An 18,564-nucleotide genomic window follows, 5' to 3' on the forward strand; every position below is an offset into this window, starting at 1 on the left:
CCGCACAAGCCGCCGCCCGCCCCCGGTCGCGTCAGGCACCGGGGCCGGGCGGCCCCTCCCGGGACACCGCACCACACGCCGACCCCTTCTTCCTCGGAGACGAGCCGCCATGCATCCACATCGCCTCAGCCGGCGCCGCGCCCTCGCCGGCGGCATCGGCGCCCTGGCCGCCACCGCGGCCCTCGGCCCGCTGTCCGGCTGCGCCGCACCGTCCACCGCCGCCGGCCCCGGGCAGACCCGCCTGCGGTTCTGGCACCTGTTCGGCGGCGGGGACGGCGTCAACATGCAGGGCATGCTCGACGCGTTCCGTGCCGAGCACCCGGACGTCTCCCTGGAGGCGGCCACCCTCCAGTGGGGTGCCCCCTACTACACGAAGCTGGGCATGGCAGGCGCCGGCGGACGCGCGCCCGAACTGGCCGTGCTGCACCTGGCCAGGCTCGCCGGGTTCGCCCCCGGCCGGCTCCTCGACCCCTTCGACCTCGACCTCCTGGCCGACCTCGGGGTCCGCGAGCAGGACTTCCCGGCCGGCATCTGGCAGCGCGGGCAGGTGGCCGGCGAGCAGTACGCCGTCCCCCTCGACACCCACCCCTTCGTCCTCTACTACCAGACCGAACTGTGCGAGAAGGCCGGACTCATGGCGGGCGGCAAACTCAAACGCATCGAAGGGGCCGAGGAGTTCGCCGACGCGCTGCGCGCCGCGAAGAAGGTGACCGGTCAGCCCGGCCTCGTCACCGAGACCCTCGGACCCGACTGCATCACCCCGTGGCGGCTGTTCGCCACCTTCTACTCGCAGACCGGCGGCAAGGTCCTCTCCGAGGACGGGAAGCGCCTCGCCCTCGACGACACCAAGGCGCTGCGCGTGCTCGAGTACATGGCCGGCCTCGCGGAGGAGGGGCTGATGGTGCGCCGCGCCGACTACGGCGCCTCCGTCGGCATCTTCAACGGCGGGAAGACCGCCTTCCACCTCAACGGCGAATGGGAGATCTCCTCCTTCCGCACCACCGGCATCCCGTTCTCCATGACCACCGTGCCCACGCTCTTCGGCCGGCCCGGCACGCAGGCCGACTGCCACGCCTTCGTCCTCCCGCACCAGGCCGACCGCGGCGGCGCGACGAACGAGGCCGCGCACGAGCTCGTCGCCTGGCTGCTCCGCAACTCCGTCGCCTGGGCCGAAGGCGGCCATGTGCCCGCCTATCTCCCGGTTCTCAAGGACCCCGCGTACCTCGAACTGAAACCGCAGTCCGAGTACCGCGGCGCGATCGACGACGTGGCGCTCGACGAGCCCGCCTGGTTCGCCGGCTCCGCCTCCCGGATGTGGATCGAACTCGGCGCCGTCTTCTCCGGAGTGCTCACCGGATCCCGCAGCCCGCGCGGCGCCCTCACGGAGGCCAAGGCCCGCCTCCGGACCCTCCTCGACACCCCCGACCCACTCCCCGGAGCCGCGTCATGACCACCACCACCGCGGCACCGCCGTCACCGGTGAACAAGCGCGCCACCGCCCCCGGCCGGCCGGTCCGCTCCGTCCACCGCAAGTGGACCGAGCACGGCCTGGTGTTCGTCGCCCCGTTCCTGGTCGTCTACGCGATGTTCCTGATCTGGCCGCTGCTCTCCGGCCTTGGGATGAGCATGACCAGCGAGAACATCACCGGAACGGGAGGGGAGTTCGTCGGCCTCGACAACTACGCCGAAGCCGTCGCCGACCCCGACGTCTGGTCCTCGCTGTGGAACACGGTCTGGTTCACCGTGCTCTCCACCGTCCCGCTCGTCCTCGTGGGTCTCGGACTGGCCCTGCTGTCCCACCAGTTGCGGGTGGTGCAGTGGCTGTGGCGGCTCAGCTGGTTCGCGCCGTTCCTGCTCCCGTCCGGAGTCGTCTGCCTGCTCTTCGCGCAGATGATCTTCCCGTCCGGCTTCGGCCTGGCCGACCAGATGCTGGCCGCCGTAGGACTCGAACCGGGCATCGGATGGCTCAGCGAAGAGCGTTACGCGATGCTCTCGATCGTGGCGACCACCGTCTGGTGGACCGTCGGCTTCAACTTCCTGCTCTACCTCGCCGCCCTCCAGGCCATCCCCGTCCACCTCTACGAGGCCGCCGAACTCGACGGCGCCGGGGCCTGGAACCGGCTGTGGCACATCACCCTGCCGATGCTGCGCCGCACCACGGGACTGGTGGTGGTCCTCCAGGTCCTCGCGTCGCTGAAGATCTTCGACCAGGTCTACATCATGACCGGCGGCGGCCCGGACGAATCGACCCGGCCGATCCTGCAGTACGTCTACCAACAGGGCTTCACCGGCTACCGCATCGGCTACGCCTCAGCGGTCTCCTACATCTTCTTCGCCCTGATCCTGATCGTCTCCCTGGTGCAGCCGATGCTGTCCCGGCGCCGAGCTGAGGAGGCCGCCAAGTGAGCGGTTCCGCCACCATCGCCCCCCGACGCGCGCCCCGCGCCGGCTCCGGCGCCGGCCCCGCGGGCCGAAGGCCCCGCTGGAGCGCCGGCCGGATCACCCTGCTCGTCATCGCCCTGGTCCTCACCGTGGCCTGGCTGATCCCGCTCGCATGGGCGGTCGCCACCTCGCTGAAGCCGGAGGGCGAGACCACGAAGACCCCGCTCGAGTGGATCGGTTCGCGGATCACGTTCGAGGCGTACAGCAAGGTCTGGGAGTCCGGCGATCTGATGCGCTGGATGATGAACTCCGCGTACATCTCCGTCATGACGACCGTGCTGACGGTCCTGACCTGCGCGATGGCCGCGTACGGCTTCACCCGCACCGACTTCCGCGGCCGCAAGCTGCTCTACGGACTGGTGCTCGCCGGCATCATGGTCCCGCCGCAGGTGCTCATCGCCCCCCTGTTCACCGAGATGGTGCAGCTCGGACTCGTCGACACCTACTGGGGAGTGATCCTGCCCCAGGTCGCGGTCCCCGCCATGGTCTTCATCCTGGTGAAGTTCTTCGAGGGGGTACCCCGCGAGCTGGAGGAGGCCGCGTTCGTCGACGGCGCCGGCCGCTGGCGGGTGTTCTGGACGATCGTGATGCCACTGTCCCGGCCGGTGCTGGCCGCTGTCGCGATCTTCACCTTCATCTCCACCTGGAACAACTTCCTCTGGCCGTTCCTGGTGACCACCGATCCCGGCGGCATGACCCTCCCCGTCGGCCTGGTCAACGTCCAGTCCTCGTTCGGCGTCCGCTACGCCCAGATCATGGCGGCGCTCGTGATCGCCGGACTGCCCCTGCTGATCGTATTCATGCTCTTCCAGCGGCAGATCGTGCGCGGTATCGCGCACACCGGTCTCGCCGGCCAGTAGGACGGGCCCGAAGAGCGGGCCCGTCGGCACGGTTGTCCGAAGAAGGAGTCATCGCAATGAGCCGCACAGCACTCCTGCCCCGCCCGCTCGCACGCGCACTGGTGTCGATCCCCCTGGCCACATTGATGGCCCTGGCTCCGGGTACGGCACTCGCCTACCCGGCGCCGGGGCACGTGACCGGCGACATCGTGGTGCACGACCCCACCATGGTCCGCCGTTCCGACGGCACCTACCTGCTCTACGCCACCGGCGGCGGACTGGCCATGCGCTCGTCCACCGACCGGGTCGCCTTCCGCGCCGGGGGCTCCGCGTTCCCCACCGTCCCCTCCTGGTGGAGCCGCTACTCCTCCGTACCGGAGGCCTGGGCCCCCGACATCTCCTACCACGGCGGCAAGTACCTGATGTACTACGCCGTTTCCCGCTTCGGCTCCAACACGTCGGCGATCGGCTTCGCGACCTCCTCCACCGGAATGCCGGGCAGCTGGACCGACCACGGCATCGTGCACAGCACCGACGCGTCGAGCGACCACAACGCCATCGACCCGAACCTGTTCGTCGACGACGACGGAACCTGGTGGCTCACCTTCGGCTCCTGGTGGACCGGGATCAAGATGATCCGCCTCGACCCGGGCACCGGCAAGCAGCACGCCGGTGACAGGACGCGGTACTCCCTCGCCTCCCGGCCCACCGGCAGCCGCGCCGTCGAGGCGCCGCAACTGGTCAAGCGCAACGGCGTCTACTACCTCTTCGCCTCGTACGACACGTGCTGCGCCGGCACCTCGTCCACCTACAAGATCAAGGTCGGCCGGGCGAGCCGGGTCACCGGGCCCTACACCGACCGCGCCGGCGTACCGATGATGAACAACGGCGGCACGGTCGTCCTCGAGTCCCACGACCGGGTGATCGGTCCGGGCGGGCAGTCCGTCATCAAGGACGCCGACGGCCACCTGCTCGTCTACCACTACTACGACGGCCAGGACGGCGGCACCCCCAAGCTCGGGGTCAATCTGCTGGGCTGGGGCGGCGGCTGGCCGGCCGTCTACTGACCGGCACGCGCGGCACGAAGGCCGGGGCGCACCGATCGGTGCGCCCCGGCCTTCGCGGTGTCTCAGACTCCTGCGTCCTCGAAGCGCCGGAGCTCGCCCGGCAGCCGCGAACCGAGCGGCGACATCGCGTCGCCGGCGCCGTGCCGGGCCAGCAGGTCGAGCACCAGCCGGCCGCGGCGGACCCGCTCACGGGCGGTGCTGAGGACGGTCTCCCGCAGGTGCAGGCCGGAGGGATAGATCGAAGGGGCCTTGGAGAGGCCGAACTTGAGGTAGAGCGGGGCACCACGGCGGATCAGCTCGGCGATCTCGTACATACGGATGTAGCCGCCGAGGTCGTCAGGCGCCTCCACGTACATGTCCATCGGCGCCCGGCTCACCCGGCGGATCTGGGTGAGGTGGTCCAGCGTCAGGTCGCTGGGGACGTTGAGGGAGTCGGCGCCGAGCTGCTCGTACACGGCGTACGCGGCGGGGTTGACGGGGCCGATGAGTGCGGAGACCTTCAACGTGGTGCCGGCGGGCAGGAGACCGCGCGACCGCGCCCGGTGCAGGGTCCACAGCACCCCCTCGTCGGCGACGAGCAGACAGCGCACGCCCAGCTCCGTGGCGCGGACGGCGTCCTCCACGCAGCCGGCGACCGCGTCGTGCCCCCGGGCGCGCAGCCCGCCGCCCCGCGAGTCGGTGCGGGTGGATCCGCCGATGTCCCAGGTGCCGCGGGGTCCGGTGAACAGGCAGAGCTCGATGTCGCGTTCGGCGGTCGCGTCCACCATCTCCGTGATCTCGTCGTCGCCGAGCATCCAGACGCCGCTGCCCTGGCTGACGCGGTGCACGGGGACGTCGAGCCGGGTCGACTCCTTGAGCACCGCGGCCAGCGCCTCGGGGCCCTCCACGGAGGGGATCTCCACCCGCCAGCGGCCACCGTCGGGGAAGGAGTGCGGGGAGGCGTCGGCGGGGTCGAGGGCGGGGCCCTCGAGCCCGAGGACGGCGAGGGCGCGTTCACCGGGCCGGCGAGGTGTTGAGCGAGGCATTGCGGACGGGGACATGGATCTCCTCGACTGAATTGGTTCGATATTGCGAACAACGTTCGAGACTTTGGGTACGGGCCGGGCGGCGTGACCGCCGCCCGGCGTCTTCGTCTCAGGGGTGCAGCAGTACCTTGCCGACCGCGGGGTCGCCCGATCCCACCAGGCCGATGGCGTACTCGAAGTCGTCGAGCGACAGCTCGTGCGTGACCAGGGGCAGCGGTGTGAGCAGCCCGGCGGCGAAGGCGCGTACCGCGTGCGCCCAGGCCGCGGGGGTCGCGCCGAACACGGTCTGCACCTCCAGCTGGCGCACCACCAGATCGGTCGGGTCGAGCCCGGCGGCCCCGGCCGCGGGGATGCCGGTGAGCACCAGGCGGCCGCCGCGCCGCAGCAGACCGGCGGAGGTGCGGGCGGCCGACGCCGAACCGGCGGCCTCGACGACGACGTCGAACCCGTCCGGCAGGGGCAGTTCGTCCACCGTGCGGTACTCGGTCGCGCCGAAGGCGCGGGCGAGCGCGGCACGGTCCGGCCGGGTGCCGACCATCAGCAGTGCGGCGGGGGAGCAGGCGGCGAGCAGCTGCACGGCGAGCATGCCGAGCGTGCCCGTGCCCACGACGGCGACCCGCTCACCGGGCCGCACGTCCGCCTTGAGGGCCGCCGCGGCGACACACGCGGCGGGTTCGAGCAGCGCGGCGGCCGTCAGATCGGCGTCGTCCGGCAGCGGGTGGAGCAGCCGGGCCGGGAGGGTGAGGGTCGCGGCCATCGCTCCGGCCTGCGTGAAACCCGTCTCCTCGTACCCGGCGCCGCACAGGGTGGTGTCACCGGCGTGGCAGCGGTCGCACACCTGGCAGTTGCGGAAACCTTCGCCGACCACCTTCCGGCCGACGAGCGAGCCGGGCACGCCGTCCCCGACGGCGGCGACCGTCCCCGACCACTCGTGTCCCGGGGTGACGGGGTAACGGACGTACCCCTCCGGGCGGTTGCCCTGGAACACCTCCCGGTCGCTGCCGCAGATGCCGACGGCGGCGACGCGGACCTGGGCCTCACCCGGGCCGGGGCGCAGCGGCGTGTGTCCGGCGAGCCGGAACCGGCCGGGGCCGTCGAGCACGACCGCCCGCGAGGGGGCCGCCGCGCCGCCGGTGCCCGGCGGCGTGGGGCTCACGGCTGCTTCCCCTTCGGGGCGCGCTTCTCCCAGCCCTCGGCCCACAGGTCGAACCGGGCCTGCTGCTGCGGGAATTCGGCGGCCGCGTCGGTGTCGAGCTCCACCCCGAGCCCCGGTGCGTGGGACAGCTCGAAGCAACCGGTCTCGGGGTCGACCTGCGGGGCGCCCTTGACGACCTTCTTGATCTCGGCGTCCGCGAAGTCGTTGAAGTGCTCGAGCACCTTGAAGTTCGGGGTGGAGAAGCCGACCTGCAGCGACGCGGCGGTCAGGACGGGGCCGCCCACGTTGTGCGGTGCGACCAGCATGTAGTGCGTCTCCGCCGTGGCGGCGAGCTTGCGGGTCTCCCAGATGCCGCCGATGTGGCCGACGTCCGGCTGGAGGATGTCGGCGGCCTGCGACTCGAACAGCTCGCGGAACTCGATGCGGTCGTGAATGCGCTCACCGGTGGCGACGGGCATGTCGACCTTCTCCGCCACCTTCTTCAGGGCCTTGAGGTTCTCCGGCGGCACCGGCTCCTCCAGCCAGGCCGGCCGGAAGGGGGCCAGCTCGTTCGCCAGCCGTACGGCGGTGGAGGGGGAGAAGCGGCCGTGCATCTCGAGCATCAGCTCCGCGTCGGGTCCGATGGCGTCCCGCACGGCCTCGATCAGCGACACGGAGTAGAGCGTCTCCTCGTGCGACAGCTCGTAGTGGCCGGTGCCGAACGGGTCGATCTTCAGCGCCCGGTACCCGCGCTCCATGACCGTGCGCGCGGCCTTGTGGTAGGCCTCCGGGGTCCGCTCCGTGGTGTACCAACCGTTGGCATAGGCCTTGACGCGGTCGTGGACCTTCCCGCCGAGCAACTGCCAGACGGGCACGCCGAGCGCCTTGCCCTTGATGTCCCAGCAGGCCATCTCCACGCACGCGATGCCGGACATCACGATCTCGCCGGCGCGCCCGTAGTCGCCGTACTTCATGCGGCGCACGAGGTCCTCCACGGCGAACGGGTCGGACCCGGCGATGTGGTTGGCCTCGGCCTCCCGCAGATAGCCCACCAGCGCGTCGGTGTGGCCCAGCATGCGGGTCTCCCCGATGCCGGTGAGCCCCTCGTCGGTGTGCACCTGGACGTAGGTGAGATTGCGCCAGGGCGTGCCGATCACATGTGTGCTGATTCCCGTGATGCGCAAGGCAGTTGCTCCAGTCGTGTTCGATATTTCGACAGGCGTTCGAAATTCTGCCGCGACAGTAGGGACGGAGATGAACGCGTGTCAATGGGGCGCCGGCACGCTTGACCGCTTTTCCGTAGAAGCATAGCCTGCAGGCGTCCGAAATAAGGAACGCTGTCCGATATCTCGAACGTATCGGGAACATCCCCTCGTCTTGGAGGCACGCACGTGAGTACCACACCAGTCTGGAGTGTCGACCCCCGTAGCGGGAAGCGGCGGGAGCGGGTCGGGGTGGAGGCTTCTGCGGGGGAGGTGGGTGTGGTGGTGCGGGCCGCGTGGGAGGCGCGGGGTTCGTTGGTGGATCGTGGTGTGCGGGCGGGGTTCCTGCGGGGGGCGGCGGCTCTGCTGGAGGCGTCGGGGGACGTTCTGGTGGAGGTGGCGGACGCGGAGACGGCGCTGGGTGGGGTGCGGTTGCGTGGTGAGCTGGCGCGGACGTGTTATCAGTTGCGGGCGTTCGCGGATGTGGTGGAGGAGGGGTCGTTCCTGGGGGTGATCATCGATCATCCTGATGCGGCGGCGACGCCGCCGGTGCCGGATCTGCGGCGTTTCAAGGTGCCGTTGGGTGTGGTGGCGGTGTATGCGGCGTCGAATTTTCCGTTCGCGTTCTCGGTGGCGGGTGGGGACACGGCCAGTGCGTTGGCGGCGGGGTGTCCGGTGGTGGTGAAGGCGCATCCGGATCATCCGGGGTTGTCAGAGCGGGTGGCGGCGGTGTTGCGGCGGGCGGCGGTGGAGCGGGGGTTGCCTGCGGGGGTGGTGGGGCTGGTGCATGGTTTCGAGGCGGGTGTGGCGTTGGTGGGGCATCCGCTGGTGGCGGCGGCGGGGTTCACCGGGTCGGTGCGTGGTGGGCGGGCGTTGTTCGACGCGGCGGCGGCGCGGCCGGTGCCGATCCCGTTCCATGGGGAGCTGGGTTCGCTCAATCCGGTGGTGGTGACACAGGCGGCGGCGTCGGAGCGGGCGGAGGAGATCGGTGCGGGGCTGGCGGGGTCGATGACGCTGGGGGTGGGGCAGTTCTGTGTGAAGCCGGGTCTGGTGCTGGTTCCGGCGTCGCCGGAGGGTGACCGGCTGGTGGAGGCGTTGGCGGGCGGGGTGGCGCGGGCGGCGGCGGGGGTGCTGCTGGACGGGCGGATGCGGGACAACTTCGTGGCGGGGGTGGCCGAGCGGGCCGCATTGGCGGGGGTGGAGTGTCCGGTGGTGCCGGGCGGGGAGGGGGAGCGGGGGGTGCGGGCCGGGTTCTTGACCGTGCCGGCGGGCCGGCTGACGGAGCCGGGTGCGCATGATGTGCTGTTGGAGGAGTGTTTCGGTCCGGTCACGGTGGTCGCGCGGTACGGGGATCCGGCCGAGGTGGATGCGGTGCTGGCGCGGTTGCCGGGCAATCTGACGGCGACGGTGCATCTGTCGGCCGGGGAGAGTGAGGGGCAGGGGCGGGCGGGTGAGCTGTTGGCCCGGCTGACGCCGTTGGCGGGCCGGGTGCTGGTCAACGGCTGGCCGACCGGTGTCGCGGTCGCGCCCGCGCAGCATCACGGCGGCCCCTACCCGGCCACCACCTCCACCTCCACCTCCGTGGGCGCCACGGCCATCGAACGCTGGCTCCGCCCGGTCACCTACCAGCACACCCCCCAGGCGCTCCTCCCGCCGGAACTGCGCGACGACAACCCGCTCGGGCTTCCCCGACGCGTCAACGGCCGCCTGCAACACTGACCCGCACGTCCGGCGCCGTGAGCACTGATCGCCGGTGAGGAACAGCGCCCCGGGCGCCGCGCCTCACCGGCGCGCCGGTCAGGAACCGTCCGGCTGGCAGCGCGGACACCACACCGTCCCGCGCCCGCCGACACGTCCACGGCTCAGCGGCCCGTCGCACCGCGGGCATGTGGGGTCGCTGTCGTCACGCCGGCCGGTGAGCCACGACCTCCGCGGCGGAACGCGCCCGGCACGCACCGACGAGCGCAGGGTGCGGCGCATCTCGCTGTGCAGGCGCCCGAGCTCGGCGTCGTCGAGACGGTCCGCGCGGCGGGTGGGACGCAGGCCGGCGCGCCACAGGATCTCGTCGGCGAGCAGATTGCCCAGACCGGCCAGCACGGACTGATCGGTGAGGGCCGCTTTGACGCGGCCGCGACGCCGGGAGAGCAGGTCCTTGAACGCGGCCCGGTCCAGCGACAACGCGTCCGGCCCCTGGCCGTGCAGGATCCGCGCGACATCGGCGTCGGGGTCCTCGGCGAGCCACAGGCCCTGGAGTTTGCGCTGGTCGCGGAAGCGCAACTCCTCACGGCCCAGGGCGAGGACGACCCGGTCGTGCGGATCCGGCGGGTCACCGGCCCGGCAGCACACCAGCTGTCCGGTCATGCCGAAGTGCATCATCAGGGTCGGGCCGTCGGTACGGGCCAGCAGCCACTTCCCGTGCCGCGCCGGTTCGGCGAACCGGCGGCCCTGAAGCGCCCGGCCCAGCCGCGCGACGGTGACGCCGTGCAGCACACCGGCGTCGTGCACCTCGACCCGTTCGATCCGCTTGCCGCGCGCACAGGAGTCCAGGACCTCCCGGAACCCTTCCACATCGGGCAGTTCGGGCACGACGTCCTCCGACCGTCTCGTACGTCCGGAGCCGGTGGGCGGGGCCGACGGTCAGCGACCGCGCCCCGGGCCTCCGGCGAACCGCCGCAGCCCCCGCAGCCGGCGCCGGTACCGGGCCCCTCGCGGTCGCCGGCTTCCCGCACCCGCGGACCTCGCACCGTCGCGGTCCGGCGTCCACCGTCCGTCGGGCGACAGGGCCCGCCCCTGGCGTTCCGCCTGCGCCTGGATCTCGTAGTGGGAGACATGAGCGGTCACCCGGAACGCCTCGTCGTGGGAGGCCAGAGCCGCCCGGACCGCCGCGCCGGCGATGCCGCGGCGGCGGACGTGGACCGCGATCCAGGCGAAGCACCCCAGGGTCGCGGCGAGACAGCTTGCGAACACCAGCAGCGGCAGCAGGTCACCCATGTACCGAGCCTACGACCACGTCGATCGGCGGACGACGCCCTCGGGGCGGGAGCTGCCGGAGCATCAGGAACCCGTCCCCGGCGGACGGTGTCTGCGGCGCTGCCGCAGGATGAGGACGGATGCCAGGCCGGACGCGCCCACGAACGCACCCACCCAGGCGTACGCCATGCCGGTGCCCGTCTCCGCGGAGTGGGCGGCGGCCCGGGCGGGCGGCGCGGCGGCCGGGGTGACGGGGCCGGGTCCGGCCGGGGTGACGGGGCCAGGTCCGGCCGGGGGCGCCTTCTCCACGACCGGGGGCTCCAGCGACCCGACGGGCTCGACACGGTCGGCGGCGGAGAAGCCCCAGTCGAGCAGGGAGCGGGCCTCCTCGTAGACCTTGTGGCCACCGCCCGACTGCGGGTTCAGCACGGTCACCACCAGGGTGCGTCCGTCCCGGCGGGCGGCGGCGACCAGCGTGTTGCCGGCGTTGGAGGTGTAGCCGTTCTTGACGCCGATGATCCCCGGGTAGCGCTCCACACCGTCCGCGCCGGTCAGCAGCCGGTTGGTGTTCCTGATGCCGTAGGTCCAGGTGGGGCTGCCGTCGTCGCGGGTGCCCCCGGGGAAGGGTGCGTCGACCGTGGACGCGTACGACGCGAACTGCGGGTCCGTCAGGCCCGCCCGCCCGAACACCGCCAGGTCGAAGGCGGAGGAGACCTGCCCGGGTTCGTCGTAGCCGTCGGGGGAGACCACGTGCGTGTCGAACGCGCCCAGCGCACGGGCCTTGGCCTGCATCTGCTCCGCCGTGGCCGCCCAGCCGCCGTTCATCTCGGCGAGGACGCGCACGGCGTCGTTGCCGGAGCTGAGGAAGACGCCGCGCCACAGGTCGTCCATCGTGTACGTGCGTCCGGGCGCGATACCGACCAGGCTGCTCCCCTCGCCCACTCCCGCGAGTTCCTCCTCTGTGACCTTGTGCGGCGGGGCGTCGGCCAGGTGCGGAAGCGCGGTGAGGGCGAAGAGCGTCTTGATGGTGCTGGCGGGAGGCAGCCGGCGGTGCGCGTCGTGCGCGGCGAGCACGTCGCCGGTGTCGGCGTCGGCCACCAGCCAGGAGAGGGCGGAGACGTCCTCGGGGAGGTCGGGGGCCCCGTTGAGGGGCCCGACATGGGTGCCGGGCCGTTGCAGCAGCGACGCGTCGGCGGAGGCGGGTCGAGGCGTGGGCTCGGCCTGAGCGGCGGGAGCCGGCAGCAGGCCGAAGGCGGTGGCGGCGACGGCTGTCGCGCAGCAAAAGGCCAGCCGTGCAGTAAATCTGATGATCATTCGGTCAGCGTAGGAACGGGCAACCGGACGCGCAGTTCCGCTGAGCCGACCGGCGGAAGCGGCCTGCCCACGGTGCCGCACCAGGCCCCGGTTCACGCCCGCCGCACCCGTGTGCTCGACCGCGCTGCACCCGACCCGCGCTGCCTCGCCGCGGGCTTGACCCGGCCCGGCCCTGGCGCACGCGCGCTGCACCCGGCTCTGGTTCGCCCGCCGCGGGCACGCCGCACCTCCGCCGCATCCGGCGCGGAGGCAACCGTGCCGCACCCGACCGGGGCTCACACTGCCCGGGTCCGCTCGCGCCGGACCCGGCGCCGTGCGCACCACGCCGCGCACGTGGGCTCGACCGCGCGGCACCCGACCCGCGTTGCCCCGCCGCGGGCTCACCCGGCCCCGGTTCACAATGCCCTGCCCCGGGCGCACGCGCGCTGCGCCCGGCGCCGTGCGCACCACGCCGCGCCGGTGGGCTCGATCGCGCTGCACCCGACCCGCGTTGCCCCGCCGCGGGCTGAGGCGGCCCGGGTCCACCCGGTCCCGGTTCACGATGCCCTGCCCCGGGCGCACGCGTGCTGCGCCCGGCCCCCGGTTCACGCTGCCCTGCCCTGGGCGCACGCGCGCCGCACCCGGCGCCGGTTCGCTCTCGCCGCACCCTGCCCTCGGCTCACCGCACGGCAGCCGGGCCCGGTGTCATCCGCACGGAAGCGCGGCCGGGGCCATCCGTAGGGGAGCCCGGCCCGGGCTCATCGACACCCCAGCGCGGCCCGAGGTCGCAGAACTACCTCGCCGCGTCCATTCGTCGCCGCAGCGTCGCCGCGAAGTCCTCCGCGGCCACCAGCTGGGCGCGGAGCTTCTCGCAGCGCGCGTCGGCGACCTGGCGGTAGGAGTCCAGGCGGGCGTGGAGCAGTTCACGCTCCTCGGCGGCCGGCGGGTCCGCGCTGTCCGCGATGCGGTCGGTGATCTCCAGCAGGTCCCGCATCTCGTCCAGCGAGAAGTCGAGCGGCTTCATCCGCCGGATGACCATCAGGCGCTCGACGTCGGCTTCGGTATAGAGGCGGAAGCCGCCCTTGCTGCGGGCGGAAGGGGTGACGAGGCCGACCTCCTCGTAGTGGCGGATCGTTCGAAGCGACAAGCCGGTCCGCTCGGCCACCTCGCCGATCTGCATCTGGCGCTCAGCCATCGCCCTGCCGTCTCCTCTGCCTCACGCCTGCCTCACGCCACGTTTCCGTGGTTCGAAGCGACTCAGAATACGAGCTCGAATCCTATGGGCCGCATGCCGTCGGCCCGCGATGCGCAGGCACCTCCGCAAACTCTTCCCTCACGTCAGGGTATAGTTCCGGGCAGAGAGCCCGACCTGTGCCGTGCACGGCGAGGGCCGCCCCGCCCAGGTGTCAGCGCGGTGGGACGACAGACTTCCGGGCGATGATGCCCGACCGGTGGCTGCCACAGCTGCCGCTCCGTCCGGCAGGCCCCAAGGCCCGGCCGCCGGGGACTCCGCACCGGATCCGTGCGGGGTCGAGATACTCAGCGCGTGTGTTCAGCGGATGGACGTGTGCGCCCGAACAGGAACGGTTGCATGTCTTCTTCGCTGTCCGAAGGACGCCGGCTGCGCATGTCCGCGCCCGACTGGCTCGCCTCGCCGAAGGTCTTCCGGACCGAGGTGCTGGCCGGCCTGGTGGTGGCGCTCGCGCTGATCCCCGAAGCCATCTCGTTCTCCATCATCGCGGGGGTCGACCCGGCCGTCGGTCTGTTCGCGTCGTTCACGATGGCCGTGGTGATCTCGGTCGTCGGCGGCCGCAAGGCCATGATCTCCGCCGCCACCGGGGCGGTCGCTCTGGTCATCGCGCCGCTGAACCAGCAGTACGGCCTCGGGTACCTCGTGGCCGCCGTGATCCTCGGCGGACTCTTCCAGATCGTGCTCGGCGCGCTGGGCGTGGCCAAACTGATGCGGTTCGTGCCGCGCAGCGTGATGGTCGGCTTCGTCAACTCCCTCGCGATCCTGATCTTCATCGCGCAGGTGCCGGAGATGCGTGACGTCCCCTGGGCCGTCTATCCGCTGATCGCCGCCGGTCTGGTGCTCATGGTGCTCTTCCCCAGGATCACCAAGGTCGTTCCCGCGCCGCTGGTCTCCATCGTGGTCCTGACCGTCATCACCGTCGGCGCCGGTATCGCGGTGCCCGATGTCGGCGACAAGGGCGCGCTTCCTTCGTCGCTGCCGGTGCCGGGACTGCCCGATGTGCCCTTCACCATGGAGACGCTGACGATCATCGCGCCGTACGCCTTCGCGCTCGCGCTGGTCGGCCTGATGGAGTCGCTGATGACGGCCAAGCTCGTCGACGACCTCACCGACACGCGCTCCAGCAAGACCCGGGAGTCCATCGGCCAGGGCGTGGCCAATGTCGTCACCGGCTTCTTCGGCGGTATGGGCGGCTGCGCCATGATCGGCCAGACCATGATCAACGTGAAGGTCTCCGGCGCCCGCACCCGGCTGTCCACCTTCCTGGCCGGCGCCTTCCTCATGGTGCTGTGCGTGGTCTTCGGGCCGGTCGTCTCCGACATCCCGATGGCCGCCCTGGTCGCCGTCATGATCATGGTGTCGGCGGCCACCTTCGACTGGCACTCGATCCGGCCGAAGACGCTGAAGCGGATGCCGGTGGGCGAGACGACCGTCATGCTCGTCACCGTCGCCGCCGTGGTCGCCACCCACAACCTCGCCATCGGTGTCGTCCTCGGCTCCGTCACCGCGATGGTGATCTTCGCCAGGCGGGTGGCGCGTCTCGCCGAGGTCACGGGCGTGGTGGACCCGGACGGCAAGCAGGCCGTCTACGCGGTCACCGGCGAGCTCTTCTTCGCCTCCTCCAACGACCTCGTCCACCGCTTCGACTACAAGGACGACCCGGACGACGTGGTCATCGACCTCACCGACGCCCACATCTGGGACGCGTCCTCGGTCGCCGCCCTGGACGCGATCGAGAACAAGTACGCGCAGCGCGGCAAGAAGGTCACCATCGTCGGGCTGAACAGGCCCAGCGCGGAGATGCACGACAGGCTCGCCGGGCGGCTCACAGCCGGGCACTGAGCGACGCACAGCGCCCCTGCCGGCGGTCCGAGGGCCGCCGGCAGGGGCGCTGTCCTTCCTGTGCCCGCCGGTGTGCGGCGGCGTCAGTCGCGGTCGACCTCCTCGCGCTGGATCTCGCCGTTGGCCGCGTCGACGTCGTAGGTCGTCTTGTACCAGTCGTCCTGAGTGACGACGTCGACCGACCAGACCACCTTGCCGGCGTCGTCGTCGTCCAGCTGGACGGCGACGACGGTGCCCTTCTTCTGCCCGGTCGCCGTCTTCACCGCCTGCTCGGCCGTCAGTTTGGCCTTGCTCAGCCGGTCGGCGGTCTCCCGCTTGTCCTCTGCGCTCTGCTCGCCCTCGGGCTGCGACGGGAGCACCCGGCCGGTAGCGGCGTCGATGTGGACGGTGTGGCGGGTGCCGTCCTGGGTGGCGACCTCGGCGGCCCACTGGGGGCTGCCCGGGCTCGGTGCGGGACTCGCGGTGCTGTCGCTCTCCGCGCGTGTCAGCTCGATCTCGACCAGTTTGCTGCCCGACACCTCGCCGACGGCCGTGTCGGCCGCCTTGTCCCAGGTGACGGTGGCGGCCGGGACGAGGGCGCGGCGCTCGGCCTGGTCGTCGGTGAGCCGGGTCTCGGTGCCGGTGGGGCTGGGGGAGCCGGTCGGGCTCGCTGTGCCGGTGGGGCGCGCCGTGTCGGTGGGGCTGCCGGTCGGCGCGGCCGCCGGACTCACCTCGTTCCCCTTCTCGCTGCCGCAGCCGGTGAGGAACAGAGCCGAGCAGGCGAGGAGACATGCGGGGAGTGCGGCCCGAAGGCGAAGGGCATGAGTCGTTACGTTCATGTCGCCACGCGTAACCCCTGGTTCCCCGGGAGACACGGCCTGCCGCGAAGATCACCCGATCGCGTCCGCCCCACCGGCGGCGGCCCGCACCTGCCGACCCGCCGCGGAGCGAGCCCGCCGGCGCCCCAGGCGGCGAGGTCCCGGCCCGTCGGCACAGCACCCCACCCGTCGGCGCCACCTCTGCCCCACCGACACGGCCGCGCCCGGCACCACGACCCCACCGGCACCGCACCCGGGCGGGTGCCTCACACCGACGTCGTCCACCGGGGTGCGGTGTCGGCCCAGGCCCGTTCCCATCCGGCGTCGCGCCTTCTGTCCAGCGCCATCGCCGTCACGCCGTAGGCGCCCGCCCCGGTGAGGGCGACCGCCACGCCCGCCGTGGCCGCCCACCCCAGCGCACGGCTGCGGATCTCGCCCGCCGCCATGGGCGGATCGGTCAGACGCCCCTGGGCGTCGCGCCACACGCGGACCGTGCTGCCCGCGGACAGCCCGGGCCGGACATCGGCCTGCCCGGTGCGCGGCCGCCCGTCGGGGCCGAAGAAGCGGACCTCGGCCGGGTACAGGGTGTGGCGGGCCTCCTCGGAGCCCGGTTCCGGGTGGCGGGGAACGTCCCGCACCAGCACCGCGTCGACGGGGGCCCGCGAGCGGGCGTCGGCCGCGGCGCCCGCCCGCAGCGAACCGTGCACGGAGTTGTGCACGATCACCGTCGCCGCGGGCGCGGCCGCCGCCACCGCGAGGGCCAGCACCAGCCCGGTCCAGGCCTGGAGCGCGTCGGAGCGGCGGCGCAGGGGGCCGCGCCGCCACCGCCACAGCCGTACGCGCGCCCGCGCGGGCGGTGGCTGCGCCCGGGGCAGGGGGGCGGTCACCTCGTCCCCCGTTCCGGTACGTACTCCTCCGCGCCGGTCGCGGGGTGGCGGTGGGCCGACTCCATGACGTACGAGGCGCCCCTCAGCGCGGCCGTGTGCGGCGCCGGAACCGGCTGGACCGGGACCCGCAAGCGCCCCGTGAGGTCGTAGGTGAACTCCGGCCGCAACGCGCCGCCGCCCGCCAGGAGCAGACCCCGCCCCAGGGCGTCCAGGGTCTGCTCGGACTCGTCGAGCCGCAGCATGTCGGTGACCATGGCGACCACCGCCCCCGAGATGTCGCGGAAGGTGACGGAGCCGCCGATGTCCCCGGTGCCCAGCGACGTGCGGTACGCGTCCGTCACCTCGCCGTCGCAGAGCAGCGCGACCTCCGTGACGTGCGCGCCGATGTCCGCGACGAGCAGCGGCCGGCCCAGGTCCGCGCCCGCTCCCAGCGCGATGGCCTTCGCGGTGGGGACGGTCAGGACCGTACGGGGATGCAGCACCTCGAGCGCGGTGAGGGCCGCGCTGCGGAACCGGGGCCCGCCGAGCACCGGTGTGGTGATGACGATCAGCGGGCGGCTGAAGCCCGGAACCCGGCGCCGGAACAGCCGCTCGAGCATCCGGGCGGTGCCCTCGGGGTCGACGATGTCACCGCGCCGGACGGGGTACACGGCCTCGGCGCCCGGCGACGTCACGGTCGGGACGTCGAGGACGACACCGCGGCCCGGGGACCAGGCCCGGGTGCGGGAGCTGCCGATGTCGATGGCGAAGCGCGGGCAGGTACGGCAGACGGGCCGAGCCGATCGACGGCGCCCGCCGGGCCGGACACCGAAGCCGGTCACCGTCCGGCCTCCCCGCCCCGCGGGCAGCGCCCGCAGTAGCGTGCCTGCGGCACGACGGTGAGACGCTCCAGCGGGATGGGGCGCGCACAGACCTGGCACAGGCCGTACCGGCCCTGGTCCATGCGTTCCAGCGCGGCCTCCACGTCGGACAGGACCATGCGCGCGGACGCGCTGAGCTTCACCTGTACCTCGAGCTGTGAGGCCGACCGCCGGCGGAGCGCGTCACCGGCCCGCGACGGGCGGGTGAACCGCTCCAACTGCTCCAGGCGGAAAGCGCGTTGCTCCGTCAGGCTCGAGCGCAGCGCCGCAAGGTCGTCGGCGGACAGCGGAGCCGCGGCGTCGGCGATCCGGTGGTTCACGAAATCACCCCTCCAGGTGCACGAAGGACAGGACCGGGAGCCCCGCCCGTCACGACGTCCGGCGCTGGCAGCCGACGCAGCAGCGCGCGTAGGGCAGGATCTCCAGACGCTCGACGGGAATGGGCCGCCTGCACTCCTCGCAGAGCCCGTATCCGCCCGCCTCCAGCCGTACGAAGGCCGCGTCGATCTCCGCCAGCACCCGCCGGATGGAGGTCTTCTGCGCGATCATCAGCTCGCGCGGGGCGTCGTTCCCCTCCTGCTCGATCGCCTCGAGCTGTGTCAGGCGGGAGTTGCGCTCGTGCTGGAGACGCTGACCGACCTCGTGGGCGGTGAGACGCTCGGGAAGGGAGTCGGAGCGGGCCGCGTCGAGCGACATGGGAGGAGTCCTTCCGAGGGAGTCGAACGCCGTGGGGGTCCGCTCGCGGTGCGCCCGGACGACCCGTGCTCCCGCGAGGACACCGTGCTCCCGCCGGAGGGGGCGGGAGGGCGAAGGGTTCATGACCGCAACCCTCGCCGGTGCGCCGGGCCCGCACCATCGGTCCCAGCACCCATTTCCCGGGGGGCCGGCAGTGCACGCGGTGCGGGGCCGCGAGCCCCGTGACCGGCGCGAACGGCCTGTGCTGCCGATCGACA

General features: G+C 72.5%; 18 protein-coding genes. 6 read left to right on the plus strand and 12 right to left on the minus strand.

The window, feature by feature from the left end; genetic code table 11:
• Nucleotides 1-109 precede the first annotated feature (109 nt).
• From SPRI_RS32735 to SPRI_RS32750, 4 genes are read left to right on the plus strand one after another with little or no spacing between them, the layout of a single operon-like run.
• The gene (locus SPRI_RS32735; RefSeq protein WP_005320837.1) at nt 110-1,450 is read left to right on the plus strand and encodes an extracellular solute-binding protein; all 1,341 of its coding nucleotides are present in this window, start codon (nt 110-112) and stop codon (nt 1,448-1,450) included.
• Nucleotides 1,447-2,406, plus strand: coding sequence for a carbohydrate ABC transporter permease (locus SPRI_RS32740; protein ID WP_005320838.1), 960 nt, complete (start codon nt 1,447-1,449; stop codon nt 2,404-2,406). The genes SPRI_RS32735 and SPRI_RS32740 overlap by 4 nt, the downstream gene beginning before the upstream one ends.
• A complete protein-coding gene (locus tag SPRI_RS32745) occupies nt 2,403-3,302 on the plus strand; it encodes a carbohydrate ABC transporter permease (protein ID WP_005320839.1) in 900 nt (299 codons plus the stop codon). The genes SPRI_RS32740 and SPRI_RS32745 overlap by 4 nt, the downstream gene beginning before the upstream one ends.
• A 56-nt stretch (nt 3,303-3,358) precedes the next feature.
• Nucleotides 3,359-4,348, plus strand: a complete 990-nt coding sequence (locus SPRI_RS32750; RefSeq protein ID WP_037775407.1) for an arabinan endo-1,5-alpha-L-arabinosidase — start codon at nt 3,359-3,361, stop codon at nt 4,346-4,348.
• Between the two features lie 62 nt (nt 4,349-4,410).
• Here SPRI_RS32750 and SPRI_RS32755 read toward each other — a convergent pair whose 3' ends face one another.
• From SPRI_RS32755 to SPRI_RS32765, 3 genes are all read right to left on the minus strand, one after another.
• Nucleotides 4,411-5,388 (minus strand): hypothetical protein, encoded by a 978-nt coding sequence (locus tag SPRI_RS32755; protein ID WP_053557588.1) that lies wholly within the window; start codon nt 5,386-5,388, stop codon nt 4,411-4,413.
• Between the two features lie 94 nt (nt 5,389-5,482).
• Nucleotides 5,483-6,475, minus strand: coding sequence for a zinc-dependent alcohol dehydrogenase (locus SPRI_RS32760; protein WP_374987869.1), 993 nt, complete (start codon nt 6,473-6,475; stop codon nt 5,483-5,485).
• A gap of 50 nt (nt 6,476-6,525) precedes the next feature.
• On the minus strand, nt 6,526-7,692 hold the full coding sequence (locus SPRI_RS32765) for a mandelate racemase/muconate lactonizing enzyme family protein (RefSeq protein WP_005320845.1): 1,167 nt from the start codon (nt 7,690-7,692) through the stop codon (nt 6,526-6,528).
• A gap of 207 nt (nt 7,693-7,899) precedes the next feature.
• Here SPRI_RS32765 and SPRI_RS32770 point away from each other — a divergent pair, with 207 nt between their 5' ends.
• The gene (locus SPRI_RS32770; protein WP_078951323.1) at nt 7,900-9,429 is read left to right on the plus strand and encodes an aldehyde dehydrogenase (NADP(+)); all 1,530 of its coding nucleotides are present in this window, start codon (nt 7,900-7,902) and stop codon (nt 9,427-9,429) included.
• 78 nt (nt 9,430-9,507) lie between these two features.
• On the opposite strand, the gene SPRI_RS32775 is transcribed toward SPRI_RS32770, so the two are convergent.
• The 4 genes from SPRI_RS32775 to SPRI_RS32790 all read right to left on the minus strand — a co-directional run bounded on the left by SPRI_RS32775 (nt 9,508) and on the right by SPRI_RS32790 (nt 13,168).
• Nucleotides 9,508-10,296: an Fpg/Nei family DNA glycosylase gene (locus tag SPRI_RS32775; RefSeq protein WP_053557591.1), complete on the minus strand. Its 789-nt coding sequence runs from the start codon at nt 10,294-10,296 to the stop codon at nt 9,508-9,510.
• A 51-nt stretch (nt 10,297-10,347) separates the two neighbouring features.
• On the minus strand, nt 10,348-10,701 hold the full coding sequence (locus SPRI_RS32780; protein ID WP_053557592.1) for a hypothetical protein: 354 nt from the start codon (nt 10,699-10,701) through the stop codon (nt 10,348-10,350).
• 63 nt (nt 10,702-10,764) lie between these two features.
• Nucleotides 10,765-11,994 (minus strand): D-alanyl-D-alanine carboxypeptidase family protein, encoded by a 1,230-nt coding sequence (locus SPRI_RS32785; RefSeq protein ID WP_078951324.1) that lies wholly within the window; start codon nt 11,992-11,994, stop codon nt 10,765-10,767.
• A gap of 772 nt (nt 11,995-12,766) precedes the next feature.
• Nucleotides 12,767-13,168, minus strand: coding sequence for a MerR family transcriptional regulator (locus tag SPRI_RS32790; protein WP_053557593.1), 402 nt, complete (start codon nt 13,166-13,168; stop codon nt 12,767-12,769).
• Nucleotides 13,169-13,564: 396 nt separating this feature from the next.
• On the opposite strand from SPRI_RS32790, the gene SPRI_RS32795 reads away from it, so the two are divergent.
• Nucleotides 13,565-15,067 carry a SulP family inorganic anion transporter gene (locus tag SPRI_RS32795; protein WP_005320850.1) on the plus strand — a complete coding sequence of 501 codons (1,503 nt, stop codon included), beginning with the start codon at nt 13,565-13,567 and terminating at the stop codon, nt 15,065-15,067.
• 83 nt (nt 15,068-15,150) lie between these two features.
• Here the strand turns inward: SPRI_RS32795 and SPRI_RS32800 are convergent, their stop codons facing one another.
• The 5 genes from SPRI_RS32800 to SPRI_RS32820 form a co-directional block, all read right to left on the minus strand.
• Complete coding sequence (locus tag SPRI_RS32800; protein ID WP_063805367.1) at nt 15,151-15,885, minus strand: PepSY domain-containing protein; 735 nt, start codon at nt 15,883-15,885, stop codon at nt 15,151-15,153.
• A 245-nt stretch (nt 15,886-16,130) separates the two neighbouring features.
• On the minus strand, nt 16,131-16,751 hold the full coding sequence (locus SPRI_RS32805; protein ID WP_053557594.1) for an Rv1733c family protein: 621 nt from the start codon (nt 16,749-16,751) through the stop codon (nt 16,131-16,133).
• Entirely contained in the window at nt 16,748-17,572 is an 825-nt protein-coding gene (locus SPRI_RS32810; protein WP_053557595.1) for a rod shape-determining protein, read from the minus strand. The genes SPRI_RS32805 and SPRI_RS32810 overlap by 4 nt, the downstream gene beginning before the upstream one ends.
• Nucleotides 17,569-17,931, minus strand: coding sequence for a TraR/DksA family transcriptional regulator (locus SPRI_RS32815; RefSeq protein WP_005320854.1), 363 nt, complete (start codon nt 17,929-17,931; stop codon nt 17,569-17,571). Before SPRI_RS32815 ends, SPRI_RS32810 begins: the two co-directional genes overlap by 4 nt.
• Before the next feature lie 49 nt (nt 17,932-17,980).
• Nucleotides 17,981-18,307, minus strand: coding sequence for a TraR/DksA family transcriptional regulator (locus SPRI_RS32820; protein WP_005320856.1), 327 nt, complete (start codon nt 18,305-18,307; stop codon nt 17,981-17,983).
• Nucleotides 18,308-18,564: the final 257 nt, after the last annotated feature.

This window comes from Streptomyces pristinaespiralis (genome assembly GCF_001278075.1).
Lineage (GTDB): Bacteria > Actinomycetota > Actinomycetes > Streptomycetales > Streptomycetaceae > Streptomyces > Streptomyces pristinaespiralis.